This is a genomic window from Pseudomonas sp. AU12215, from assembly GCF_001675465.2.
GTDB classification, from domain to species: Bacteria; Pseudomonadota; Gammaproteobacteria; order Pseudomonadales; family Pseudomonadaceae; genus Pseudomonas; species Pseudomonas nitroreducens.
This window is the reverse complement of record NZ_MACM02000190.1, coordinates 37,344-60,483: the sequence shown is the minus strand read 5'-3', so window position 1 is coordinate 60,483 and position 23,140 is coordinate 37,344. Positions and strand designations below refer to the sequence as shown.

Here is a 23,140-nt window from a genome sequence, read left to right as displayed (position 1 = left end):
AAACTGGAGAGCCTTATTCGCAAGCTCGATAATGTACCGACTCCAGATGGCAGGATACCAAGCGAAATTGGGTTTAAGAACCAGAGTGGTTGAGACGTAATTTGTCCTAATGCGCATCTGCGCTTATCTGGCCACCTGACTACACTCGATTTGACCAGTTACTTTTACCAGATCTGACGCATTTACTGCGTGGCCGCGATCCGCATATAACGCCCCATAGCACGTTCAGCCGGCTAGAGCCGCAGCACTCCATCCGAAGTGCGTTTCTTAAATCCAACGTCGGGTGCGAGAGCAATACTCAGCAAAGTCATCGCCAAACAAGCTTTGAAGCGCTCGCTCCTCGGGACGAATCTGCCAACGATCGATCCAGAGAGCGAAGGCTGCGACACCTACAAACGCAAAGAACGAAGCGAGCAGGACTGCCCAGCCCACCAGCATCAGGGTGAATCCTAGGTACATCGGGTTTCGCGTCAGTCGGTAAATCCCTTGGGTGACTAGATCGCTGGCCGAGTCAGGGCTCAGCGGATTCACCGTTGTCCTTGCCCGCCGGAACGAGCGAACGCCCGTGAGGCAGATAGCGGTGCCCGTAGCCGTGATGGCCAGAGACAGCGGGAGCCGCCAGATCAGCGACACCTCCAGGGGCGGCAGCAGTCTGGCGGCAAATCCCATCAGCAAGGCGCAGACCAGCATCAGCACAACGGGCGGGATGCGATGCTCGAGCCACGCCATGATCTTCAGTTCCGGCTCTTGGCGACTTCTTCGCGAACCATCTGGCGCAGCACGTCCGGGCTGTACTGCATCAGTTGCTTGCCGTTGACGAAGAAGGTGGGTGTGGACTTGATGCCAACGGTCTGGACGTCCTGCTTGTCGGCGGCGAGTACCGCATCGACGGCCGGGGCGTACATGTCCTTTCGGGCTTTCTCGACGTCCAGCCCAACAGCGGCAGCAGCGTCCCAGGCTGCGGCGGCGGTGGCGTCGTCATGCCACTGTGGCTGCGCCTTGAGGACCACCTCCAGCACCTGCGGGAACAGGTTCTGCTTGCGCGAGGCTTCGAGCATCCGCACCACCTCCTCGGAGCCCTTGTGGAACAGTACGTAGCGCAGGACCAGGCGCACGTTCTGGGTGTCCTCCGCGAGGATGTTCTTCACATAGGGGTAGAAGGAGCGGCAGGCCTCGCAGGACGGGTCGAAGAACTCGACGATGGTGACGGGGGCGCTGGCCCGGCCGAAGGAGGGCGAATGGAAGCGAACCAAGTTGTTCTTCACCGAGGCGGGCGGCGTTGCTGACGTTGTCTCAAGGGCCGATTCCGATGTTTTCTGAGGCTTGAAGACGTATGCCGCCGCAGCGAAGACGCCGAGTAGCAGCACGCAGATGGTCACGACAAGGGCGCGGCGATTCATGGCGTGGTTCTCCGGCGAACGATGAGCAGGGTGGCGGAAATCAGGATGAAGGCGAGGAGCGCCAGGAAGGGCAGCGGAATCACGCCGAACAAGGTCGTGTTGGCGTCGGTACAGGAAGGACCGGTGGGGCTGCAGGGCTGTATCTGCTGAGGAATGATGCCGGCATAGAGCAGGCTATGGCCAAGGGCGAATAGGCCACCGATCACCGACAGTGGCAGCGCATAGCGCCAGATCTCGAAGTCTGATCGGAAGCAGGCGATCGCCAGTAGGATCGCCAGCGGGAACATGAGGATGCGCTGGTACCAGCACAGCACACAGGGTTGTTGGCCAAGCACTTCGCCGATGAACAGGGCTGCGAGCGTCGAAACCAGTGCCACCAGCCAGGCAAAGAGCAGCAGATACCAGGCGCGCGAGCTGAGAGCTTGAGTCATGGCGGGCACCCTCAATCGCTGCCGGGGAGGACGGCGGTGAAGGTCGCAGGAACTCGCTGCCCGTCGCTGAACTTCAAGGTCATCTGCACCTTGTCGCCCACGGCCAGTGGCACCTGGCGCTGCATGAGCATCAAGTGATAACCGCCGGGCGCGAAGCTGAGTTTTCCGTTGGCCGGGATTTCTACCTGCATGAGGTGTTGCATGCTGGCGGTGCCGTCGCGTTGCACGCTCTGGTGCATCATCACGCTGGCGAAGGCAGGACTTTCGGCGCCTTCGAGGGTGACAGACGTCGGGCTATCGTTGGTCAGGGTGAAATAGCCGGCTGCCGGCAGGTCGCCAGGCAGAATCCTGATTCGGGCATCGCCGACCTCGATGGCGGCCTGGGCAAACATCGAGGTCAGTAGTAATGGCAGGCATAGCGTGCAAGCGTATCGCATCCTTTCGGTCCTCATCCCTTAGGGGTTTTTAGGCGATCCGCAGCAAGAGACTTCTGCGGCGGTGTTCTTGGCCGGCTCACTGATGCCGAGCAATGGGCTCTGCGTCGTTTTTACCGGCTCGCTGCAGGAGGTCGTATGCTCGGCGCAGCACGAGCTGAGTGCTTTCGCCGGCGCCGGTTCGCAACAGGCAGTGGCTTTTACGGCCGTCGCAGTAGCGGCGCCGCTCTGCTCGTCACAGCAGCCCTTGCTCTGGGATGCGGGTGGCGCGCAGCAGGTGTCGGTGGTTGTATTGGTTCCGCCACAGACCCCCGCGCTGGCAGCGCTGCTGGTGGCAACGACCGCTTCTGCCCGTGGCGCTGGGTTGGCTCGCCACTCCGCCAAGGCTTCGCGGATCACCTGCCAGGCCGAGTGCAGGAACAACGCGGCGATGGCCAGACCGACGATGATGTCCGGCCACAGGCTGCCGGTCACTGCCACGAGCCCGGCCGCTACGATCACGCTGGAGTTGGCAAGCAGGTCGTTACGCGAACAGAGCCAGGTGGAGCGCATGTTCAGGTCGTCGGAACGGTGAGCAAAGAGGAGGTAGAAGCACCAGCCGTTGGCCAGCAGGGCGAGCAATCCTACGGCGCCCATCCAGTCCGCTGCTGGAACTTCTTGTATCAGGAGTTTGCGAACGGCATCGGCCACCACCACCAGGCCGAACAGCAACATGAAGCCGCCCTTGAACAGCGCGGCTCCGGCCCGAGCGCGGACGCTGCGATGCAGGACGAACAAGGTCAGCGCATAGACCGAAGCATCGCCGAACATGTCCAGGGAGTCCCCCAGCAGGGCTGTCGAGCCGGCGATCCAGCCTGCGGCGAATTCCACCAGGAACATCAGGGCGTTGACCGCCAGCACGATGTACAGCACGCGGGCCTGTTTGGCGCGCAGTTGTGCCAGTTCCCCGGCTTTGTTTTCGCAACAGCTGTCCATGGTGGACTCCCGCTCGGTCGATTCAGCGGGTAGGATGGACCTTATAGTCGCTATAAGGTCAAGAGCCATGAACGATGCCCAATTCACCATCGGCCAGCTCGCACGGGCCACGGATACCAAGTCGGTGACCATTCGCTATTACGAGCAGCAGGGTCTGCTCGCGCCGCCGGTTCGCACGCCGTCGGGCTACAGGCTCTACAGCGCGCAGGAGCGGGATCGCCTGCAATTCATCCGGCGCAGCCGCTCACTGGGCTTCAGCCTGGATGACATCCGCGAGCTACTGGGCTTTTCTGACCACCGCCAGGCCTCCTGCGCCTCGGTGGACGCCAAGGTGGCGGAGCAGTTGGTGCAGGTGCGCTCGCGCATTCGCGACCTGCAGGAGCTGGAGAAGGAATTGCAGCGGCTGCTCGCCTGCTGCCACGGCGGGGTGATCGAGGAGTGTCGGATCATCGAATCGCTGAATCGCTGAATCGCTGAATCGCTGAGGGCGTCACTTGTCGTATCCCCCCTGGGGGGATATTCTGGGCTTCAGGGTTTCATGCCCCGGAGGGCTCCCGATGCTCTGGATTCTGACCAAGTACGCCACCACTGCCGGCATCGTCGTGCTCGTCTCGGAGCTGGCCAAACGCAGTGACCGACTGGGTGGGCTGGTGGCGGCATTGCCGCTGGTCACCGTGCTCACGCTGATCTGGCTGCAGGTGGAGAACCAGGGGCAGGACAAGATCGCCAACCATGCCTGGTACACCTTCTGGTATGTGGTGCCGACGCTGCCGATGTTCCTGCTGTTTCCGGCGCTCCTGCCGCGCCTGGGGTTCTGGCCGACGCTGATCGCCAGCATCTTCGTCACCTTGCTGTTGTTCGCCCTCTTTTCATTGCTGATGCACCGATTCGGCATCGAGCTGTGGTAGAGCCACTTTTTACGCTGCACGAGGAATTCACATGCAGGATCACGGGCCGCACTCTTCCCATGAGGCGGTGCGCAAGCGACTCAAGCGCGCGGAAGGGCACTTGCGCAGCATCATCGCAATGATCGAGGAACAGCGCGCCTGCGTGGACATCGCCCAGCAGCTGCACGCCGTGGAAAAGGCGGTCTGCCGGGCCAAGCGAACCTTGATTCAGGATCACATCGATCATTGCCTGGAGCATGCGCTGGATGATCCACAGGGGGTGAAGCCGGGCGCGCTGGACGAGTTTCGCGAGATCACCCGTTACTTGTGAGCGGCGAGCTCCGCGCATTACCGAATCGTCATCTTTCGCTCAGGATGCCGTTAGGCATGGGGCCTTAAGGTGTTGTCATCCACGGACAACAGCCATGAGGCCCTCCATGAAAGTCAAAAGTGTTCTGCTCCTCGTCACTCTGCTCGGTACCTCTTCCTTCGCCCTGGCCGATGGCGGCGGCGATATCACCTTTGCGCGCATGGAGCAGGCTCGCCAGCAGGCAATGAAAGCAGCCCAGCAAGTGCCGGCGCAGATCGAAACCGCGAAGAACTGAACAGCCGTCGACAGAACAGCGGCCGCGTCCCGAAAGGGGCGCGGCTTTTGCCGTTTCCGGCTTTCCGGCGAGGACGTTTCAGTAATGTAAGTCGCTCGCCATGCTCTGGTCAGCACCTGCCTCGTATCGTGTTGGAAACTCGAAAGGAGACAGGCAATGAGCAAATCGAGCTTTTCCAAGGCAATCGGCATTACCGCGGTCTTTCTGCTAAGCCAGGCATTCTTCGCCTCTGCCCAGGCGGTGCCGGAGGACTATGTGCAGCGCATGGAGACCCTCAACGATCAGGCCGTGCGTCAACATGCCGAGGCGGAAGGCAAGGCCGTTCCCGCGGTGGAAGACTATCGCTTTGGCATGAAAATGGATGTGGCCAAGGTCATTCATGTCACTCCAACGGCGAGCGCTAACCTGTGCGGCAATGTTCCCAAGTTGATGTCCTACGAGGACAGCACGGGAGAGCTGAAGAGCATCCGCTATACCGTCAACGGCAACTGCCGCAACGAGCGCTAGCTCGCCGTGCCGCATTACCGAATCGTCATGAGTTGCTCAGGCTGCTGTTAGGGGCCGGATCGTAAGGTGGAGTCAATGCATAGCACTGACTCCACCGAGGCGATCACGATGAAAATTCAGCACGCTCTTCTGTTCACCGTCCTGTTCGGTTCGACATCGCTGGCCCTGGCCGACGGCGGTGGCGACATCACCTTCTCGCGCATGCAGCAAGCGCGGCAGCACGCGATGGCGGCTGCTCAACCCTCGGCCACAGAGGTCGCACAGGCCAAGCAATACACCTACGGCATGGACCTGGATATCGCCGAGGTCGTTTCGGTGACCCCACTCAGCCGCGACTGCGGCGTGGTCCCCGTACAGATGCGCTACAAGGACTCCTTCGGCGAAGAGCAATTGGTCGAGTATCGCCAGGAGCGCTTCGCCTGCCGCTCGATTCGCTGAGTCAGTCGGCCCGGCGCGGGAATTTCAACAGGAAGCGGGTAGGGCCCGCTTCCGAGCTCTGGGCGCTGACCGTTCCCTGATGCAGGTCCATGATCGTGTTGACGATGGCCAGACCCAGCCCGGTTCCCCCCGCGGCACGGGTGCGACTCGGATCGACGCGATAGAAACGCTCGAACAGGTGTGGCAGGTGCTCGGCGGCAATACCAGAGCCTGGGTTTTCAACCTGCAGTGCGATGCCTGATTCATCCTCGCTGATCCGGACTTCGACGATGCTCCGCTCAGGGGTATGGCGGATCGCGTTGGAGAGTAGGTTGGAGATGGCTCGCTGGATCATCAGTCGGTCGCCCAGCACCTGTGCATCGCCGGTTATTTGAATCTGCAGGTCCTTCTCTTCCGCGCTGAGTTCGAACAGCTCGGCAACTTTGTGCGCCTCTGCGGCCAGATGCACGGGATCGCCGGGCAGGAGGGTCTTCGGATGGCTGACCTGGGCGAGGAACAGCATTTCGCTGACGATGCGGGCGACCCGTTCCAGCTCTTCGACATTGGACTCCAGCACTGCCTGGTAAGCGTCGTTGTCACGCGGGCGGGAAAGCGCTACCTGGGTCTTGCCCAGCATGTTGTTGATCGGTGAGCGCAGCTCATGGGAGAGATCGTCAGAGAACTGCGTGAGTTGCCGTACACCTTCGTCCAGCCGGCCCAGCATGGTATTGAGGGCATGAGCGGCATCCTTGAGTTCATCCGGCAAGCGTTTGACTGGAATGCGATGGCTCATGTCGTCGGTGGAGACCAGTGCGGCCACCTTGCCGAAACGCCGCAAGGGCAGAAGCCCGCGTTGCGCCGCGAGTCTTGCGCCCAGCGCGATCAGTAGCAGAAGCAGCGGCGTCGACAGCAGCGAAGAGCGCAGGAAGGCGCCGAGCAGTGCGGCATCGGCGTGGCGGTCAAGGGTGAGAAATACCCGCACGGACTCACCGTTCTCAAGCGTCACGACACTGCGCGAAGTCAGCAGGTTATGGCCGTTGCCCGCCGTCCATTCGCGACTGCCCTTTTGTAGCGGCAGGCGATCCAGGGTCTGCCAGTCTACGAAAGACTCGGTCTGCATCAGCGGAGGTAGGCCAGGCGCAGTCGGTAGCAATGTCAGGCTTAGGTAGTCATGGCCTATGATCAGGTCACGAAGGGCATGGGTGCCCTGAGGCAGGATGCCGGGGCCCATGTCCTCGTCAAGGCGATGGCGAACCTGATCCATCTTGCTGTCCAGCGACTGCCGCGCGCGGATGTCGAGCTGGTGTTCGAGTACCAGATAGGTCAGGGTGATCAACAGCACCATCAGCACCGAGCCGAGTAGGCCAACCCACAAACCGATCCTCAGCGACAGGCTAGCCGGCTTCATTCGCGTGACTCCAGTACATAGCCCACGCCCCTGATCGTGTGGATCAGCTTGCTGGGGAACGGATCGTCGACCTTCGCCCGCAGGCGGCGGATAGTCACTTCGACCACGTTGGTATCGCAGTCGAAGTTCATGTCCCACACCAGGGAAATGATCTGCGTGCGCGACAGGACTTCGCCGCTGCGGCTCATCAGTAACTGGAGCAGAGTGAATTCCTTGCTGGTCAGATCGATGCGCTGTTCACCGCGAAAGGCACGGTGACGGCCTGGGTCCAGCTCCAGATTGGCCACCTGTAGAACCTGGCTGGGTTGCGCACGCTCTCCGCGCCGCTGCAAGGAGCGGATGCGCGCCAGCAGTTCGGGAAACTCGAAGGGCTTGAGCAGATAGTCGTCGGCCCCCAGGTCCAGGCCTTTGACCTTTTCGCTGAGGCGGCCGCGTGCAGTGAGCATCATCACGCGGGTATCGGATTTGCTGCGCAACTGGCTCAGTACTTCCCAGCCGTCCATCTTCGGCAGGTTTACGTCCAGTACGATCAGGTCGTAGGGAAACTGGCGGGCCAGGTGCAGTCCGTCCAGGCCGTTGTCGGCGTGGTCCACCACATAACCGCTTTCGCTCAGCCCCTGCCGCAGGTACTGGGCAGTCTTGGGTTCGTCTTCGACGAGAAGAATTTTCATCGGTCAGCTTCCGCTCTACTTCATCGGGCAGTGCCCCAATGTGCGGGGCGCAATGGCCGCGGAGTCTAAAAGCTGTAGTTACTACAAGGTCAATGTGGTGCAGGGCTGGGTAACTGTTTCTGCGGATTACCGGAACGCTGTCGTGCTCAGCCGCTCTGGCGCGGGGGGCTGGATTACATCTTTGTAATTTGACAGTCACCTTGTCGCTAGTGGCTCACCTTTAGATTGGCGCAGCAAATGACGGCTCTTGCCGTCGAATCTGGAGCCAGCGGGTGAGGTCTATGGTGTGTTCGAGTCGATTCGCAAAGGGAGTTCGATCAGGAGGGCGTTGGGCCATTGGCCTCGCCGTGGCCTGGAGTCTGTCGAATTCCGCCGCAGCACGTGATCTGGGTATCGAGGAGGCGATGCAGGCGGCGGTTGCGAACAACCCCTCGTACTCCGCCGGCTCCCGTGAAATCGGCATTGCCCAGGGGCTTCGCCAGCAGGCGGGATTGCTGCGTAACCCTACCTTGTCCTGGGAGCAGGAGGGCACCGAGTCACGCAATCGCACGACCACCGTCGGCCTGACCCAACCCTTCGAGCTGGGCGGCAAGCGCGGCGCGCGCGTCGAGCTGGCCGAGCGGGGGGAGGAAGTTGCGGCACTGAGCGTCGAAGAGCAACGCAACGCCTTGCGCGGCGATGTCATTGCCAGCTTCTATTCTGCCCTGCGCGCCCAGGAGCGCGAGCGCCTGGCACAGCAGTCTGTGGCATTGGCCGAGCGGGGAGTGAAGGCAGCCCAAGGTCGTGTTCACGCCGGGAAGGCGCCTCCACTGGAAGCCAACCGCGCCCAGGTGCAGCTGGCGGAAGTAAAGCTGGAGCAGGAGCGTGCCGCACGGGATCGCGCCGATGCCTACCAGAACCTCGCCGTGCTGATGGGCCTGCCGCGCCCCGATTTCACCAGCGTGCTTAGCGACACCACCAGGCCGCTGCCGGAGCTGCCTTCGGATGTGACGCTGCTCGATCGACTGGGCGACAGCGCCTCGCTTCGTCTTGCGCAGAGCCGCATCGATCAGAGCGAAGCCGCGTTGCGCCTGGCGCGCACTCAGCGCATCCCGGACCTGGACGTCACCGTCGGCACCCAGGAGGCCATCGAGGAAGGCAACCGCGACCGCATTGCCGTCGTCGGCCTGAGCCTGCCGTTGCCGCTGTTCGACCGCAATCAGGGCAACATCCTGGCCGAGTCGCGCCGTGCCGATCAGGCCCGCGACCTGCGCAATGCCACCGAACTGCGGCTGCGCCAGGAAACGCAGCAGGCCCTGCAGCAGTGGAGCACCGCGCAGATGGAAGTGAATGCCTTCCGCCAGACCATCCTGCCCACCGCGCAGACCGCGGTAGAGAGCGCCACCCGTGGTTTCGAGATGGGCAAGTTCGGCTTCCTCGAAGTGCTCGACGCCCAGCGCACGCTGATTACCGCTCGCGATCAGTACTTGCAGGCGCTGGCCCAAGTCAGCGATGCCTGGGGGCGCATAGAGCGTGTCTACGGTGATGTCGGCTCGGCCTCACGCTAAAGGGCGCGCGGCGCGTTTTCTGGTGGGGTGGGTGCTGCTGGTCTTGCCGACTTGCGCACCCGCCCCGGGTTTCGTCCGGGATCTGGGAGTGGCGCACTGGTGCGTCCATGACCTGTTTCAGGACCTGCATCAATTATTTTCCAGTCCCGACGTCTGACGCCTTTGGCGCGGTCGGGCTCATTCCGGAGTCCTCATGGTCAAGAGAGTCCACATTGCAGGGGCCGTCGTACTGGCGTCCGTCCTGGGTATCAGCGCCTTCACCTGGCTGGGTGGGGAAAGCCAGCCAGGCGCGCATCAGGACGATGCGACCCACGCCGACAACGAACACCACGGCGAGGCCGGCGCATCGGCGCATGCGGAGGCGTCCGGGCATGCCGATGGCGAGCATCACAACGCTGAAGGGGGGGAAGAAGCCGGCGAAGAGGAAGGTCTGCACCTGAGCGCGGAGCAGATCAGCGCCGCGGGCATCAAGCTGGTCACTGCCGCCCCGCGTGCGCTCGATGAAGCCGTCAGCCTGCCGGGCGAGATCGGCTTCGATCAGGACCGCACCGCGCACATCGTGCCGCGTACAGCGGGCGTGGTGGAGTCGGTGTCGGTCGATTTGGGCCAGAGCGTTAAGAAAGGCGACCTGCTGGCCATCATCTCCAGCCAACAGATCTCCGAGCTGCGCAGCGAGCTGGCCGCGGCGCAGCGTCGCGTCGCCTTGGCCAACACCACCTTCGAGCGCGAGCGCGAGTTGTGGCGCGAGAAGATTTCCGCCGAACAGGACTACCTCCAGGCGCGCCAGGTATTGGAAGAGGCGCAGATTGCGCTGGCCAACGCCAAGCAGAAGACCAGCGCCCTCAGCGGGGTTACCGCCAGCGGTGGTGGCAACCGTTACGAGCTGCGGGCCCCCTTCGACGGTGTGGTAGTGGAGAAGCACCTGGTGCAGGGCGAAGTGGTCAGCGAAACCACTAATGCCTTCACCCTCTCGGACCTCTCGCGGGTCTGGGCGACCTTCAGCGTCGCCCCGCAGGACCTGGCGCGCATCCAGGTCGGCAAGCCCGCGCGAGTCGAAGCACCGGACCTGGGCATGCAGGTCGAGGGCCGCGTTGCCTATGTCGGCAATCTGCTCGGCGAGCAGACCCGCAGTGCCGTAGCCCGCGTCACCCTGAACAACCCCGATGGCGCCTGGCGCCCAGGGTTGTTCGTCAACGTGCGAGTCAGCGCCCAAGCGCGCCAGGTGCCGGTGGCCATTCCGGAGCAGGCGGTGCAGACGGTGGAGGAAAAGCCCAGCGTGTTCGTCCGCAACGCCGAAGGCTTCGAGGCACGCCCGGTCAGCCTGGGCCTGCGCAACGACGGCCATGTGGAAGTGATCGATGGCCTGGCGGTGGGCGATCAGGTCGCCAGCGAAGGCAGCTTCATCCTCAAGTCGGAGCTGGGCAAGAGCTCGGCGTCCCACGCTCACTGACAAGGCGCTGACATGTTCGAACGCATCATTCGATTCGCCATCGAGCAGCGCTAYCTGGTGCTGCTCGCCGTCCTCGGCATGGCCGGGCTGGGCATCGCCAGCTACCAGAAGCTGCCCATCGACGCCGTGCCGGACATCACCAACGTCCAGGTGCAGATCAACACCTCGGCGCCGGGCTTCTCGCCACTGGAAACCGAGCAGCGCGTGACCTACCCGGTGGAGACGGCGATGGCCGGCCTGCCGGACCTGCAGCAGACTCGCTCGATCTCCCGCTCGGGCCTGTCCCAGGTGACGGTGATCTTCAAGGACGGYACCGAYCTGTTCTTCGCCCGCCAACTGGTCAACGARCGCCTGCAGCAGGCGCGCGAGCAGYTGCCCGAGGGCGTGGAATCGGCCATGGGGCCGATCTCCACCGGTCTTGGGGAAATCTTCTTGTGGACCATCGAGGCCGAGGAGGGCGCGCGCAAGGAGGATGGTTCCCCCTACACGCCGACCGACCTGCGAGTCATTCAGGATTGGGTGGTCAAACCGCAGCTGCGCAATGTCCCCGGCGTGGCCGAGGTGAATACCATCGGCGGCTTCGCCAAGCAGTTCCAGGTAGCGCCCGACACCCGCCGACTGGCGGCCTACGGCTTGACGCTGACGGACCTGATCACCGCCCTGGAGCGCAACAACGCCAACGTCGGCGCCGGTTACATCGAGCGCAGCGGCGAGCAGTTGCTGGTGCGCGCGCCTGGCCAGGTAAAGGATCTGGAAGACATCGCCAACATCGTGGTTGCCAACGTCGATGGCACGCCGATCCGTATGCGTGATATCGCCGAAGTCGATCTGGGCAAGGAACTGCGTACCGGTGCCGCGACCGAGAATGGCCAGGAAGTGGTGCTCGGTACGGTGTTCATGCTGATCGGCGAGAACAGTCGTACCGTGTCCCTGGCGGCCGCCAACAAGCTGGCGGAGATTAACCGTACGCTGCCCCAGGGCGTGAAGGCGGTGACCGTCTACGATCGTACTCAACTGGTGGACAAGGCCATTGCCACGGTGAAGCGCAACCTCACCGAGGGCGCGATCCTGGTGGTCGCGGTGCTKTTCCTGTTCCTGGGCAAYATCCGYGCGGCGCTGATCACCGCCATGGTGATCCCSCTGGCGATGCTGTTCACCTTCACCGGCATGTTCAGCAACCGYATCAGYGCCAACCTGATGAGCCTSGGCGCGCTGGACTTYGGCATCATCGTCGAYGGCGCCGTGGTGATMGTSGAGAACGCCATCCGCCGCCTGGCCCACGCRCAGCAGCACCAYGGCCGCMTGCTGACCCGCAGCGAGCGRATGCACGAAGTCTTCGCCGCGTCGAAGGARGCGCGCCGCGCGCTGATCTACGGGCARTTGATCATCATGGTGGTGTACYTGCCGATCTTCGCCCTCACCGGCGTGGAAGGGAAAATGTTCCACCCCATGGCCTTCACCGTCGTGTTGGCCCTGCTGGGGGCGATGATCCTCTCGGTGACCTTCGTTCCGGCGGCCATCGCGCTGTTCATTACCGGCAAGGTCAAGGAAGAGGAAAACCTGCTGATGCGCGGTGCCCGCCGGGCCTACGAACCGGTGCTGGACTGGGTGATGGGGAGTCGCGCAGTGATCTTCGCTTTCGCGGCGGTGCTGGTGGTGCTTTCGGGCGTGCTCGCCAGCCGCATGGGCAGCGAGTTCGTTCCCAGCCTTGGCGAGGGCGACTTCGCCTTGCAGTCGCTGCGTACGCCGGGCACCAGCCTGTCGCAGTCCGTAGCCATGCAGGAGCGGTTGGAGAAGCAGGTCCTGGCGAAGGTGCCCGAGGTGGAACGCATGTTCAGCCGCACCGGCACCGCGGAAATCGCTTCCGATCCGATGCCGCCGAACATTTCCGACGCCTACGTGATGCTCAAGCCCAAGGACCAGTGGCCGGATCCAAAGAAGAGCCGTGCCGAACTGGAAGCGGATATCCAGAAAGCCGCCGACGGCGTGCCCGGGAGTGCCTACGAACTGTCACAGCCGATCCAGTTGCGCTTCAACGAGCTGATTTCCGGCGTACGCAGTGACGTGGCCGTGAAGGTGTTCGGCGATGACATGGCGGTGCTGAACCAGACCGCGGAGCAGATCGCTGGCGTGTTGCGCAAAGTCCAGGGTTCTTCCGAGGTGAAGGTCGAGCAGACCAGCGGCCTGCCGGTGCTTACCGTGAACATCGACCGCCAGCGTGCGGCACGCTACGGATTGAACGTTGGCGACATCCAGGACACTGTCGCGGTGGCCATTGGTGGTCGCGAGGCTGGCACACTGTTCGAGGGCGACCGTCGTTTCGACATGATCGTGCGCCTTCCTGAGCGACTGCGCAGCGACATCGACGCGCTGTCGCGCATGCTGATTCCAGTGCCTGCTACTGGCTCGGCGACCCGCATCGGCTTCATTACCCTGGGCGAGGTGGCGCGCCTGGAGTTGGTGCAGGGGCCGAACCAGGTCAGCCGCGAGAACGGTAAGCGCCTGGTGGTGGTGAGCGCCAACGTCCGTGGCCGCGATATCGGCTCCTTCGTCACCGAGGCGAGCCAGAGCCTGGAGCAGCAGGTCAAGCTGCAGGCCGGCTACTGGACCACCTGGGGTGGGCAGTTCGAGCAACTGCAGTCGGCGGCGCAGCGCCTGCAGATCGTGGTGCCGGTGGCGCTGCTGCTGGTGTTCACGCTGCTGATGATGATGTTCAACAACGTGCGCGATGGCTTGCTGGTGTTCACCGGTATTCCCTTCGCATTGACCGGCGGCGTGGTGGCTTTGTGGCTGCGGGACATCCCATTGTCGATCTCCGCTGGCGTCGGTTTCATCGCTTTGTCCGGCGTGGCGGTGCTCAATGGCCTGGTGATGATCTCCTTCATCCGCAGCCTGCGAGAGGAGGGACGCAGCCTTGACGCCGCGATTCGCGAAGGGGCGCTGACGCGTCTGCGGCCGGTGCTGATGACGGCTCTGGTAGCGTCGCTGGGCTTCGTGCCCATGGCTCTGGCCACCGGCACTGGCGCCGAGGTGCAGCGCCCGCTGGCAACGGTAGTGATTGGCGGCATTCTGTCCTCCACCACGCTGACGTTGCTGGTGCTACCGGCGCTGTATCGCTGGATGCATCGCAAGGACGAAGATGCCGAGGCCAGCGAGGATGCGCCGGCGCTTTACTGATCCTGACGACCAGCAACGGAAAAGGCGGCACCTGAGGGTGCCGCCTTTTTTGTGGGCGCCTCCCGTCCTGCTCCATCAACGCACAGGCGAAGCCACGGTAGCCAAGCCCGGGATTCGGGTACTGGATGTGAGCGCGCGCAGCGGCAGGCGGGATGGCGGGCAAAAAAAAGCGCCCGGGAGGGCGCTGCGGAGGGTTTCTCTTCCCCCAAAGGAAGTCTGGAGCACTGGGAGGAGAAACGGATAGGGAAATCAGCCACCGTCTTGGGGAAGGTGACGCTTACCGTTATACCTTCGGCCGTTTAACGCGTCGGTGAGCACGGTGTGACAATTTCGACAGCTTGACCGCGCGCCTCTCCACGCTGCTTTTTCCTGGCCACGCCGGGACAACCTGCAGCGGCTGAAGCCGCCCTCCGGCTCGGAGCTACCCATGGTCGGCCAGTTTGCAGGGCACCGCGACTGGAATGGGCGCTGCGTGCGCGGCAGGTCGGGCTGATGGGAGGCAAGTGGCGCGAGAGCGATGGCGAAGAGGGTGATTCGAAGAGAGGGGCGGCGTTTGCCGCCGCTCGGCGCCTTGCGCAAATGAGCGGCAGCTGGACTGCGCTCAGTGTTGCGATGGGAATTCGAGGTAGAAGCGGGTGACCCGGTCCGGCGCTACTTCGACATCTGCAGCGCCCTGGTGCAGCGTCATGATCGAACGCACAATGGCAAGGCCCAGGCCCGTCCCGCCTTCACTGCGCGCACGGCTCTTGTCGACCCGGTAGAAGCGTTCGAACAGGTGCGGCAGATGTTCGGCGGGGATGCCTTTGCCGGGATTGCTGACACTTAGGCGCGCGCTGGAGCCGTACGTTGCAATGTGCAGGGTCACGGCCGAGCCCGAGGGGCAGTAACGAATCGCGTTGGACAGTAGATTGGAGATCGCTCGCTGGATCATCAGGCGATTGCCGCTGACGGTTGCCTCGCCCTCGATCTGCAGCTCCACACCAGCCTCTTCGGCGGAAAGGCTGAACAGATCGCAGACCCGCTCGGCTTCGTCGCGAAGGTTCACGCGCTCGAAATGCACCAGCTCCAGCGGGTGGCTGACGTGGGCCAGGAACAGCATGTCGGCGACGATGCGCGTCAGACGGTCGAGCTCCTCGGTGCAGCATTCGAGCACGTCGCGGTATTCCTCGGGGGAGCGGGTGCGCGTCAGCGCCACCTGTGCCTTGCCCATCAGGTTGGTGATGGGCGCGCGCAGCTCGTGGGCCAGATCATCGGAGAATTGCGACAACTGCTGCACGCCATCGTCCAGCCGATTGAGCATGACGTTGATGCCCTCGGCGAGGTTGCCCAGCTCCGCCGGCAGCCGCTCGGTGGGCAGGCGATGGTCCAGATTGTCGGTCGAAACTTTCGAGGCTACACGCAGGAAGCTGTTCAGCGGCTTGAGTCCCTGCCTGACCGTCCACCAGGCGAGGAACAGGATCAGTAGCAGCACGGAGGGGTAGGCCACGAGCGCCGTGCGGGAAATCGAGTTGAGCAGCTCCCGGTCCGATGTCCTGTCGATCGTCAGGTACACCACTACCGGGCTTCCGTCCTTGATGCTCAGCGCTTGCGCGACGCTCAGCATTGGGCGACCACCCTCGTCGCGCCACTCGTGAAAGTTCAGATCACGCCCCAGGTCCAGCGAGGGCGGGTTGAAAGCGACCTTCAGGGTGCCAATGGTCAGCAGGGGCTTCTGGCGATCCGACGGTGTGTAGATGTTGAGGAACATGTTGGTGTGCCCCAGCGCGAGATCCATCAGGATGTGTGGTTCGCTGCGAATCTCGCCGATCTCGCTCATCTGCGAAACGCTGTGGGCAACGCTGACCATCTTCGCTCCCAGGGTGGTCTTGACCGAGCGCTCCAGCCCTTGCGACAGCAGGAAATAGCAGACGACTGCCAGGGCGGCGACCAGGATGGCGGTCATCAGGCCCACATTGACGCCCAGCCGAGTGGCCAGGCTCATGTACGGTCCTCGAGCACATAGCCGACGCCGCGAATGGTGTGGATCAGCTTCGTCTCGAACGGGTCATCGATCTTCGCCCGAAGCCTGCGTATGGAAACGTCGATCACGTTGGTGTCGCAGTCGAAGTTCATGTCCCACACCAGCGAGATGATCTGCGTGCGACTGAGCACTTCGCCGGTACGGCTCATCAACAGCTGGAGCAAGGCGAACTCCTTGGTGGTCAGGTCGATGCGGTGATCACCGCGGAAGGCGCGATGGCGGCCAGGGTCCAGCTCCAGGTCGGCAACCCTGAACGTCGGTGTTTCGCTCAGGCTGTCGCCGCGCCGCATCAGGGCCCTTACTCTGGCCAGCAGTTCGGGGAACTCGAAGGGCTTGGTCATGTAATCGTCGGCGCCGGCATCGAGCCCCTTGATCCGGTCATTCAACCGGCTGCGCCCGGTGAGCATGAGGATACGAACGCGGCTGGTCTTGCGGATGAATTCGAGCACGCCCCAGCCATCGATGCTGGGGATATTCACATCGAGCAGGATAAGTTCGTAGTTGTTATGGCCGAATAGATGCAGTGCATCGACGCCGTTGGCGGCACGATCAACGATAAATCCGCTTTCGGTGAGACCTTGTTTGATATAGGAGGCGGTTTTTTCTTCATCTTCAACAACAAGTATCCGCATGAACGACACTCTGAAACGTTAAGGCGGGGTATGGCGGGTGCGTCATGTCCGTTGGATTGCCGGCGCACCGGGTATTGCGGATTGGCGCCCAGCCCATGAATGGGTTGTTGGCGGATTCTAGCGTGGAAGAAACTTACTTCGATAAATCCTACAAATTTGTAATTTGCCCATCACCTGGGTGATAACAACCGCCTCCCCGAAAGAGGGACTTATTACATTCGAATTCTTTCAAAATTGTAATCAACAGTTAATCCTACGGTTAGACATGGCCAGTAAGCATAGGTCGCTAACACCTGCACGCATTCTCTGAATAAAAAATAGTGGTGTTGATAGACCAACAAGAACTGCCATTGACCATGGAGCAATCATGTCCCGTATTCCATCCCTATCCCTTGTGGCTCTCTCCGCGCTTACTTGCATCAGCCCGATGGCTGGTGCAGCGGAAGCCGAAGAGGGCTTCGTCGAGGGCAGCAAGCTCTCGATCCTGAACCGAAACATGTACTTCAACCGTGACAACCGCAACGGCGAAACCGCGCCGGGCGGGGCCGGATACTCGGAGACCTGGGCCCATGCCATCATCGGCAAGTTCGAGTCGGGCTACACCCAGGGCACCGTTGGTGTAGGCGTGGACGCCTTCGCCATGATCGCCCTGAAGCTGGATACCGGCGATGGCCGTAACGGTGGGCGCAGCTCCTTCGACATGATGCCGGTGGACAGCGAAGGCAAGGCACGCGATGAATTCACCAAGGTCGGCGGCGCCGTGAAGGCGCGCGCCTTCGATACCGAAGTCAAGGTGGGCGATGTCTTCCCGGCGACGCCCGTCGTGGCATTTGGCGATTCGCGCCTGCTGCCCGAATCCTTCCGGGGTGTGACCCTGAGCAATACCAGCCTTGAGGGCCTGACCCTGCAGGGCGGTCGTCTGCACTCCATGAGCCAGCCGACCTCCAGCAACATGCGCGACCAGTTCGCCACCTTCTATGCGGGTCCGGTGGATTCGCCCTGGGTGGCTTACGGCGGTGGTGATTACGCGATCAACAAGAACGTCAGCGTGAGCCTGTACACCAGCCGCCTGAAGGATGCCTGGAATCAGCATTACTTCGGTGCCTACCTGGCCTATCCGCTGGCGGAAGAGCTGATGCTGATCGGCGACTTCAACTACTACAAGGCCGTCGACGAGGGCAAGAAGCTGCTCGGCGAGTTCAACAACAACATCTGGGCGGGCAAGGTTGGGCTGCAGTTTGGCGCCCATACCGTTTCCGTTTCTCACCAGCAGAACAACGGCAACGACGATTTCGACTACCTGCGCCAGTCGGACTCGATCTTCTTGGACAACTCCATCCAGTACAGCGACTTCAACTCGCCCAAGGAGAAGTCGTGGATGGTGCGTTACGACCTGGATATGGAGCGTTACGGCGTGCCCGGCCTGACCTTCATGACCCGTTACGGTCGCGGCAGCGATATCGACTACTCCAACGCCAACAGCGTTTATATGCGCCGCGATGCCGACGGTAATCCGCTGACCAACCAGAAGCGCTGGGAGCGAGATATCGAAGCCAAATATGTAGTGCAGACTGGACAGTTCAAAGACTTGTCCTTCCGACTGCGTCAGGCAACCACTCGTGCAACCCAGTTCGAGTCCGATCTCGATGAAACTCGTCTGATCGTGGAGTACCCGCTCTCGGTTCTCTGATCACTGAAATCACGGCAGGAAAGATGACAGGAATTTAATGTTGCCTCCATCTTCATGTCAGAGGGGAATCGTTAATATTTCTGTGCGATTCAACCTTTTTTGATTTTGTCGGCATTGTTCTGCCCGGTCGCAAGGCCGGGTTCTACCCTAGAGTTCACCTTTGAAGCTTAATTGCTCCTTTGGAAGAGGTGAATTTATTAGGCGCCCTTAACGGGCGCCTTTTTTTATGCCCCTGGCCAGGCCTTCGGCAGAGGTTTGCGTCAACGGCAAAGGCTAGTTAGAGGCCTGCATCACAGCACCGCTTACGGCGGTGGCACACACCACCAGCCATGCCGGTAGTTTCCACCACTGCAAAGCTGCCAGTGCCAGTAACGCCAGTATGAAGTCTCCGGTATCGAGAATCGCGCTGGTCCAGACCGGCTGGTAAAGCGCTGCAAGCAGCAATCCGACCACTCCTGCGTTTACACCCAGCATGCCTGCCTGCGCTCGTCGATAGCGACGCAGCCGTTCCCAGAAGGGCAGCGCGCCGGCGATCAGCAGGAAGGAGGGCAGGAAGACTGCCAGAAGATAGAGCAGCCCGCCGCCCCAGCCGGTGGGGCCGCTCTGCATCGAGGCGCCGAGGAAGGCAGCGAAGCTGAACAACGGGCCCGGTACCGCCTGGGTCGCGCCGTAGCCGGCGAGGAAGGTTTCGTTGCTGACCCAGCCGGGCTCGACGACCTCGGCCTGTAGCAGCGGCAGTACGACGTGGCCACCACCGAAAACCAGGGAGCCGGTACGGTAGAAAGCGTCGATTCGGGTCAGCACTGGGTTGGCGGTCAACGATGCGAGAACGGGCAGGATTAGCAGCAGCGCGACGAAGGCGGCCAGCCACAGCGCGCCGGTTCGAGCGCTGATGGGAATGCGCAGTGCTTCGTGCCCGTTGCTTTGCGCAGGTCTGAACAATATCGCGCCGACGGCGCCGGTCAGCAGGATGATCCCTACTTGCGTCCAGGCAGAGGCGGACATCAGCGCCGCAACCGCTGCCCCCAACATCAGCGTGATTCTGGGTGCATCCGGACACATGTTGCGGGCCATGCCCCAGACCGCTTGGGCGACCACGGCGACCGCGACGACTTTCAAACCATGCAGGGCGCCGGAGGGAATCCACTGCGCATGCTGGGACAGGCCCAGCGCGAAAAGAATCAGCACGACGGCCGAGGGAAGCGTGAAACCGACCCAGGCAGCCATGGCTCCGCCATAGCCTGCCCGGGACAGCCCGATGGCCATTCCCACTTGGCTGCTGGCCGGGCCTGGAAGGAATTGGCATAGCGCAACCAGGTCGGTGAAGGTTCGCTCTTCCAGCCAGCGCCGCCGCACCACGAACTCTTCGCGGAAGTAACCGATATGGGCGATCGGGCCACCAAAGGAGGTCAGGCCCAGGCGTAGAAAGGCGAGGAACACGCTGAGGGTGGAAGAGGCTGCGTTAGCCATGGGAGGTGTCAGTGTCCGGGGTGGAAGTCGAAACAGCACGATACCTGAGGCCGGTGAGAATTTCGTTGTGACGGCGAAGAGGAATATCAACTACGTCTCTGCAAGAATGAGCGCCCCTCGATAACTTGGAAAAGGCGGACATAGGCGTGACTCGCGATTCATTGGAGCGTTATCAGATCGCTGTTTACTTTGCTTCGGTTGGCTTGGCTGCCTTGGCGGGACTGCTGTCGCCAAGTTTCGCCGGCATCGCTACGGCGGCAATCAAGCCAATGATCGCGATACTCATGTACGCGATGTTCCTGCAGATCCCTTTTCTGGAGCTGCGCCAGGCGTTCGGCAATTGGCGATTCATGGGGCCCTGCTAACGGCAAACTTCGTGGTCGTACCGCTACTGGTCTGGCTGCTGACGCTGCCTGTCGCTGGAGATCGTGCTCTGCTGGTTGGGGCCCTGCTGGTCCTGTTGACGCCCTGTATCGACTATGTGGTGGTATTTACCCATCTGGGAAAAGGCGATTCACGGCTGGTGCTGGCGGCAACTCCGGTTCTACTGCTGCTGCAACTGATTCTGTTGCCGCTCTACCTTTCTCTCATGCTCGGCGGCGCTTCGGCTGTGGTCATCGACCTGATGCCCTTTGCCGAAGCGTTCGTGTTGCTGATCGTGGTGCCATTGCTGCTCGCCGTAATATCCCAGGCAACGGCCCAGCGCTGGAGTGCGGCTGCAAGCTGGAGTGCGGCCTGGGCCTGGATGCCGGTTCCCGCCATGGCGGGAGTACTGATCGCCGTGGTCGGGTCGCAAATCGCTACCGTGATTGGCCAACTGCAAACACTGGCGCCGCTGTTGCCGATATACGCCGCGTTCATGGTACTGGCCCCTGCGACCGGCGCACTTTGCGCGAAAGCCTGGGGATTGGCGATTCCAGAGAGACGGGCTGTGGCCTTTAGCGCCGCCACTCGAAACTCTCTGGTGGTGTTACCCCTTGCCATGGCGCTCCCGGAGTCAGTGCGCCTGATGGCAGCGGCTGCCGTGATAACTCAAACCCTGGTGGAGCTGGTGGGTGAGCTGATCTACCTGCGAGCCATTCCGGCATTGATCAGGGCCGGGCGGCCAGATGCCTGAAGCAGCTTTCACTACAGTCATGCGCCTGCCGGTAGGCTACTACTGGATAGACGCGCGAACCTTCAACCAGACAATTGCCAGCGCTGCAAGAACCAGCCATGGCAACAGCAGCAGATTCAGTGTCTGCCAGCCCAGCAGCTGCAGAAGGCCGCCAGCGCTGAAAGAACAGGCCAGGCCCACCGCGAAGATGGTCATGTCGTTGGTGGCCTGCGCCCGGCCTTTTTCGGCGGGGCTGTAGGTACTGGTGAGCAGCGTCGTCCCGCCGATGTAGAGGAAGTTCCAGCCCATACCTAACAGCACCAGAGCACTGGCAAAGGAGTTGAAGCCGGTCCCTGTCCAGGTCATCAGCACATGGGTGGCGAGCAGCAGCACGCCCAGCAACATTACCCACAACACTCCCAGGCGTGAGATCAGCGCACCTGTAAAGAACGAAGGTAGGAACATGCCCAGTACGTGCAGTTGGATGACGGTGGCGGCAGCGCCCAGACCATGCTGATGATGCACCATGGCGAGCGGGGTGGCGGTCATCGCCAGGATCATGATTCCGTAGCCAGTTGCTGCGCCGAAGAGCGACACCAGGTAGGTCGGCTGCCTCACGATCTGCCCCCAGGGGCGGCCTTGGTCGTGATCGATCTGCGCAATCTCTCCTTTGGGCATTTCAAGGAAGAACAGAACGCCCATTGCCACCAACGAAACCACCGCTAGCAAAAGGAACGAGCCCAGATAGAGCGGCTCCAGTAGCGGACCGCCGAATCGCCCCAGGGTAGGGCCAAGCAGCGCCGCGACGATGCCTCCACCCAGGACTAATGAAATCGCCTTGGGACGGAAGCTGTCGTTGGCGACCTCGCTGGCCGCGAAGCGATAGAACTGAGCGAAGGCCTGGTACGTGCCGACCAGGAAGGTGCCCAGCGCAAGTACCGCTAATGAGCCCATCCAGATGCCGAGCGCGGCGACCAGTCCGGCCAGTACACCCAGCGAGCTACCCACCAGAAAACCTGCACGTCTACCGACCAGGGTCATCCAGATGGACGCGGGGAACATGGCCACTGCGGTCCCCAGGAACATGCTGGCAATGGGCGTTGTGGCCAATTCCGGCCGGGAAGAGAGATGGCTGCCCGCCAAGCCGCCGACCGTCATCACCAGTACCGAAACGGTCTGGAACAAGGCTTGGGCGATGGCGAGGATGAGCACCTGGCGGTGCATGGATTGTCTGAACATTGCGGGGCCTGGGTTGGGTTCCGGAGGTCGTCTGCCGGAAGTGGCAGTGGCGACGATCAAGGAGTGGAAGTATTGGAATTGAGCGAATATTATTCAAACGAATAATCACTCGACTTGATCTCAGTATTTTTAATGGATCGGATTCCCATCGATATTCGCCACCTGCAAACGCTGATTGCCCTGCGCGACAGCGGCAGTGTGTCCAAGGCTGCGACCTGGATGCGTCTGACGCAGGGTGCGCTGTCCCACCACATCAAGGCGTTGGAGGATTTTTACGGCGTGTCATTGTTCGTGCGCAAATCCTCTCCCGTGATGTTCACGCCCGCTGGGCGGCGTCTGCTGGAAGCTGCGGACCAGGTCGTTCCCATCCTCAACCAGACCACTCGCGATCTGCTGCGCATGACTAGCGGCGTCAGCGGCACGCTGCGGATCGCCATCGAGTGCCACACCTGTTTCGACTGGCTGATGCCGGCGGTGGATGCATTCCGTGCGCGCTGGCCCGAGGTGGAGATCGATCTGGTGTCGGGTTACCACGCCGATCCGATCGGGTTGCTTCATCAAGGTCGTGCCGATCTCGCGCTAGTTTCCTGCGCGGACAAGGACGAGCAGGGTGTCGATTTTCATGGCCTGTTCCGCTATCGCCTTGTGGGGTTGGTGGCAAACGACCATGCGCTGTCGCAGAAGGCCCACCTGGAGGCGGAAGACTTCCGTGACGAAACCCTGGTGACTTACCCGGTGGAAGACGACGCCCTGGATGTTGTTCGCTTGCTGCTCCGCCCAGCTGGCATCAAGCCGGTCCGACGCACCACGGAGCTGACCGTGGCGATCCTGATGCTGGTCGCCACAGGGCGCGGGATAGCAGTATTGCCTCGCTGGGCCGTTCAGAGTTATCTGCAACGGCAATACGTGACCGCCAAACCGATTACCCGAGAAGGACTGACATCGGAAATCTGGGCAGCGACCTTGCCCTCCGAGAGCAGCAAGCCGTATCTGACGGAGTTCATTTCGCTGCTCAAGGAGACAACCGCGGCTGGTATCCCAGAGGTTGAGTTGATCGACTGAGTTTTTCCGAAAGATGCTTGCA

Annotated in this window: 22 protein-coding genes and 1 pseudogene; 12 read left to right on the top strand and 11 right to left on the bottom strand. The window is 61.9% G+C overall.

The genetic code is table 11. From position 1 onward, the window contains the following. Positions 1 to 267 precede the first annotated feature (267 nt). Genes A9513_RS34020 through A9513_RS36700 form a run of 5 tightly spaced genes read right to left on the bottom strand, consistent with a single transcriptional unit; the run spans position 268 to position 3,309 of the window. Complete coding sequence (locus A9513_RS34020) at positions 268 to 729, bottom strand: isoprenylcysteine carboxylmethyltransferase family protein (RefSeq protein WP_043273918.1); 462 nt, start codon at positions 727 to 729, stop codon at positions 268 to 270. Positions 730 to 734: 5 nt separating this feature from the next. Next, a complete protein-coding gene (locus A9513_RS34015; RefSeq protein WP_043273919.1) occupies positions 735 to 1,400 on the bottom strand; it encodes a thioredoxin domain-containing protein in 666 nt (221 codons plus the stop codon). Further along, a complete protein-coding gene (locus tag A9513_RS34010; protein WP_043273920.1) occupies positions 1,397 to 1,831 on the bottom strand; it encodes a disulfide bond formation protein B in 435 nt (144 codons plus the stop codon). The genes A9513_RS34015 and A9513_RS34010 overlap by 4 nt, the downstream gene beginning before the upstream one ends. A gap of 11 nt (positions 1,832 to 1,842) precedes the next feature. Next, positions 1,843 to 2,268 carry a copper chaperone PCu(A)C gene (locus A9513_RS34005; RefSeq protein ID WP_043273921.1) on the bottom strand — a complete coding sequence of 142 codons (426 nt, stop codon included), beginning with the start codon at positions 2,266 to 2,268 and terminating at the stop codon, positions 1,843 to 1,845. An 18-nt stretch (positions 2,269 to 2,286) separates the two neighbouring features. Beyond that, the gene (locus A9513_RS36700; RefSeq protein ID WP_236225491.1) at positions 2,287 to 3,309 is read right to left on the bottom strand and encodes a cation diffusion facilitator family transporter; all 1,023 of its coding nucleotides are present in this window, start codon (positions 3,307 to 3,309) and stop codon (positions 2,287 to 2,289) included. On the opposite strand from A9513_RS36700, the gene A9513_RS33995 reads away from it, so the two are divergent. The 6 genes from A9513_RS33995 to A9513_RS33975 all read left to right on the top strand — a co-directional run bounded on the left by A9513_RS33995 (position 3,308) and on the right by A9513_RS33975 (position 5,677). Continuing rightward, the gene (locus A9513_RS33995) at positions 3,308 to 3,709 is read left to right on the top strand and encodes a helix-turn-helix domain-containing protein (RefSeq protein WP_043273922.1); all 402 of its coding nucleotides are present in this window, start codon (positions 3,308 to 3,310) and stop codon (positions 3,707 to 3,709) included. The genes A9513_RS36700 and A9513_RS33995 overlap by 2 nt on opposite strands. Before the next feature lie 88 nt (positions 3,710 to 3,797). Next, positions 3,798 to 4,148, top strand: a complete 351-nt coding sequence (locus A9513_RS33990) for a DUF3147 family protein (protein WP_043273923.1) — start codon at positions 3,798 to 3,800, stop codon at positions 4,146 to 4,148. Positions 4,149 to 4,179: 31 nt separating this feature from the next. Beyond that, positions 4,180 to 4,458 (top strand): metal-sensing transcriptional repressor, encoded by a 279-nt coding sequence (locus A9513_RS33985; RefSeq protein ID WP_043273924.1) that lies wholly within the window; start codon positions 4,180 to 4,182, stop codon positions 4,456 to 4,458. A 106-nt stretch (positions 4,459 to 4,564) separates the two neighbouring features. After that, positions 4,565 to 4,732: a co-regulatory protein PtrA N-terminal domain-containing protein gene (locus A9513_RS36265; RefSeq protein ID WP_169890401.1), complete on the top strand. Its 168-nt coding sequence runs from the start codon at positions 4,565 to 4,567 to the stop codon at positions 4,730 to 4,732. 156 nt (positions 4,733 to 4,888) lie between these two features. Beyond that, positions 4,889 to 5,239: a DUF2790 domain-containing protein gene (locus A9513_RS33980; RefSeq protein ID WP_051879426.1), complete on the top strand. Its 351-nt coding sequence runs from the start codon at positions 4,889 to 4,891 to the stop codon at positions 5,237 to 5,239. 75 nt (positions 5,240 to 5,314) lie between these two features. Next, positions 5,315 to 5,677: a DUF2790 domain-containing protein gene (locus A9513_RS33975; RefSeq protein WP_236225492.1), complete on the top strand. Its 363-nt coding sequence runs from the start codon at positions 5,315 to 5,317 to the stop codon at positions 5,675 to 5,677. Between the two features lies 1 nt (position 5,678). On the opposite strand, the gene A9513_RS33970 is transcribed toward A9513_RS33975, so the two are convergent. Together A9513_RS33970 and A9513_RS33965 are read right to left on the bottom strand one after the other, a co-directional pair. Next, positions 5,679 to 7,064: a heavy metal sensor histidine kinase gene (locus A9513_RS33970; RefSeq protein WP_043273926.1), complete on the bottom strand. Its 1,386-nt coding sequence runs from the start codon at positions 7,062 to 7,064 to the stop codon at positions 5,679 to 5,681. Continuing rightward, positions 7,061 to 7,735 carry a heavy metal response regulator transcription factor gene (locus A9513_RS33965; RefSeq protein ID WP_043273927.1) on the bottom strand — a complete coding sequence of 225 codons (675 nt, stop codon included), beginning with the start codon at positions 7,733 to 7,735 and terminating at the stop codon, positions 7,061 to 7,063. Before A9513_RS33965 ends, A9513_RS33970 begins: the two co-directional genes overlap by 4 nt. Positions 7,736 to 8,082: 347 nt before the next feature. On the opposite strand from A9513_RS33965, the gene A9513_RS33960 reads away from it, so the two are divergent. From A9513_RS33960 to A9513_RS33950, 3 genes are all read left to right on the top strand, one after another. Continuing rightward, a complete protein-coding gene (locus tag A9513_RS33960) occupies positions 8,083 to 9,282 on the top strand; it encodes a TolC family protein (RefSeq protein ID WP_236175243.1) in 1,200 nt (399 codons plus the stop codon). A 193-nt stretch (positions 9,283 to 9,475) separates the two neighbouring features. Then, positions 9,476 to 10,732, top strand: coding sequence for an efflux RND transporter periplasmic adaptor subunit (locus A9513_RS33955; protein WP_043273929.1), 1,257 nt, complete (start codon positions 9,476 to 9,478; stop codon positions 10,730 to 10,732). A 12-nt stretch (positions 10,733 to 10,744) separates the two neighbouring features. Further along, entirely contained in the window at positions 10,745 to 13,909 is a 3,165-nt protein-coding gene (locus A9513_RS33950) for a CusA/CzcA family heavy metal efflux RND transporter (RefSeq protein WP_065086635.1), read from the top strand. Positions 13,910 to 14,510: 601 nt separating this feature from the next. On the opposite strand, the gene A9513_RS33945 is transcribed toward A9513_RS33950, so the two are convergent. Together A9513_RS33945 and A9513_RS33940 are read right to left on the bottom strand one after the other, a co-directional pair. Further along, entirely contained in the window at positions 14,511 to 15,890 is a 1,380-nt protein-coding gene (locus A9513_RS33945; RefSeq protein ID WP_043273932.1) for a heavy metal sensor histidine kinase, read from the bottom strand. Further along, complete coding sequence (locus A9513_RS33940; RefSeq protein WP_043273934.1) at positions 15,887 to 16,561, bottom strand: heavy metal response regulator transcription factor; 675 nt, start codon at positions 16,559 to 16,561, stop codon at positions 15,887 to 15,889. The genes A9513_RS33945 and A9513_RS33940 overlap by 4 nt, the downstream gene beginning before the upstream one ends. Before the next feature lie 427 nt (positions 16,562 to 16,988). On the opposite strand from A9513_RS33940, the gene A9513_RS33935 reads away from it, so the two are divergent. Beyond that, on the top strand, positions 16,989 to 18,251 hold the full coding sequence (locus A9513_RS33935) for an OprD family porin (RefSeq protein WP_236175246.1): 1,263 nt from the start codon (positions 16,989 to 16,991) through the stop codon (positions 18,249 to 18,251). Between the two features lie 273 nt (positions 18,252 to 18,524). Here A9513_RS33935 and chrA read toward each other — a convergent pair whose 3' ends face one another. After that, entirely contained in the window at positions 18,525 to 19,721 is a 1,197-nt protein-coding gene (gene chrA / locus A9513_RS33930; protein ID WP_043273936.1) for a chromate efflux transporter, read from the bottom strand. Positions 19,722 to 19,867: 146 nt separating this feature from the next. Between chrA and A9513_RS33925 the strand changes: the two are divergent. After that, positions 19,868 to 20,838 (top strand): annotated as a pseudogene (locus A9513_RS33925) (bile acid:sodium symporter). A 39-nt stretch (positions 20,839 to 20,877) separates the two neighbouring features. Here A9513_RS33925 and A9513_RS33920 read toward each other — a convergent pair. Then, positions 20,878 to 22,041: an MFS transporter gene (locus A9513_RS33920; protein WP_236175244.1), complete on the bottom strand. Its 1,164-nt coding sequence runs from the start codon at positions 22,039 to 22,041 to the stop codon at positions 20,878 to 20,880. A gap of 147 nt (positions 22,042 to 22,188) precedes the next feature. On the opposite strand from A9513_RS33920, the gene A9513_RS33915 reads away from it, so the two are divergent. After that, positions 22,189 to 23,118 carry a LysR family transcriptional regulator gene (locus tag A9513_RS33915; protein ID WP_043273939.1) on the top strand — a complete coding sequence of 310 codons (930 nt, stop codon included), beginning with the start codon at positions 22,189 to 22,191 and terminating at the stop codon, positions 23,116 to 23,118. Positions 23,119 to 23,140 lie beyond the last annotated feature (22 nt).

Coding starts and splice junctions, on each gene's coding strand:
- A9513_RS34020 (WP_043273918.1), bottom strand. CDS start 729: ATGGCGTGGCTCGAGCATCGCATCCCGCCCGTTGTGCTGATGCTGGTC.
- A9513_RS34015 (WP_043273919.1), bottom strand. CDS start 1,400: ATGAATCGCCGCGCCCTTGTCGTGACCATCTGCGTGCTGCTACTCGGC.
- A9513_RS34010 (WP_043273920.1), bottom strand. CDS start 1,831: ATGACTCAAGCTCTCAGCTCGCGCGCCTGGTATCTGCTGCTCTTTGCC.
- A9513_RS34005 (WP_043273921.1), bottom strand. CDS start 2,268: ATGCGATACGCTTGCACGCTATGCCTGCCATTACTACTGACCTCGATG.
- A9513_RS33995 (WP_043273922.1), top strand. CDS start 3,308: ATGAACGATGCCCAATTCACCATCGGCCAGCTCGCACGGGCCACGGAT.
- A9513_RS36700 (WP_236225491.1), bottom strand. CDS start 3,309: ATGGCTCTTGACCTTATAGCGACTATAAGGTCCATCCTACCCGCTGAA.
- A9513_RS33990 (WP_043273923.1), top strand. CDS start 3,798: ATGCTCTGGATTCTGACCAAGTACGCCACCACTGCCGGCATCGTCGTG.
- A9513_RS33985 (WP_043273924.1), top strand. CDS start 4,180: ATGCAGGATCACGGGCCGCACTCTTCCCATGAGGCGGTGCGCAAGCGA.
- A9513_RS36265 (WP_169890401.1), top strand. CDS start 4,565: ATGAAAGTCAAAAGTGTTCTGCTCCTCGTCACTCTGCTCGGTACCTCT.
- A9513_RS33980 (WP_051879426.1), top strand. CDS start 4,889: ATGAGCAAATCGAGCTTTTCCAAGGCAATCGGCATTACCGCGGTCTTT.
- A9513_RS33975 (WP_236225492.1), top strand. CDS start 5,315: ATGCATAGCACTGACTCCACCGAGGCGATCACGATGAAAATTCAGCAC.
- A9513_RS33970 (WP_043273926.1), bottom strand. CDS start 7,064: ATGAAGCCGGCTAGCCTGTCGCTGAGGATCGGTTTGTGGGTTGGCCTA.
- A9513_RS33965 (WP_043273927.1), bottom strand. CDS start 7,735: ATGAAAATTCTTCTCGTCGAAGACGAACCCAAGACTGCCCAGTACCTG.
- A9513_RS33955 (WP_043273929.1), top strand. CDS start 9,476: ATGGTCAAGAGAGTCCACATTGCAGGGGCCGTCGTACTGGCGTCCGTC.
- A9513_RS33945 (WP_043273932.1), bottom strand. CDS start 15,890: ATGAGCCTGGCCACTCGGCTGGGCGTCAATGTGGGCCTGATGACCGCC.
- A9513_RS33940 (WP_043273934.1), bottom strand. CDS start 16,561: ATGCGGATACTTGTTGTTGAAGATGAAGAAAAAACCGCCTCCTATATC.
- A9513_RS33935 (WP_236175246.1), top strand. CDS start 16,989: ATGGCTGGTGCAGCGGAAGCCGAAGAGGGCTTCGTCGAGGGCAGCAAG.
- chrA (WP_043273936.1), bottom strand. CDS start 19,721: ATGGCTAACGCAGCCTCTTCCACCCTCAGCGTGTTCCTCGCCTTTCTA.
- A9513_RS33920 (WP_236175244.1), bottom strand. CDS start 22,041: ATGCACCGCCAGGTGCTCATCCTCGCCATCGCCCAAGCCTTGTTCCAG.
- A9513_RS33915 (WP_043273939.1), top strand. CDS start 22,189: ATGGATCGGATTCCCATCGATATTCGCCACCTGCAAACGCTGATTGCC.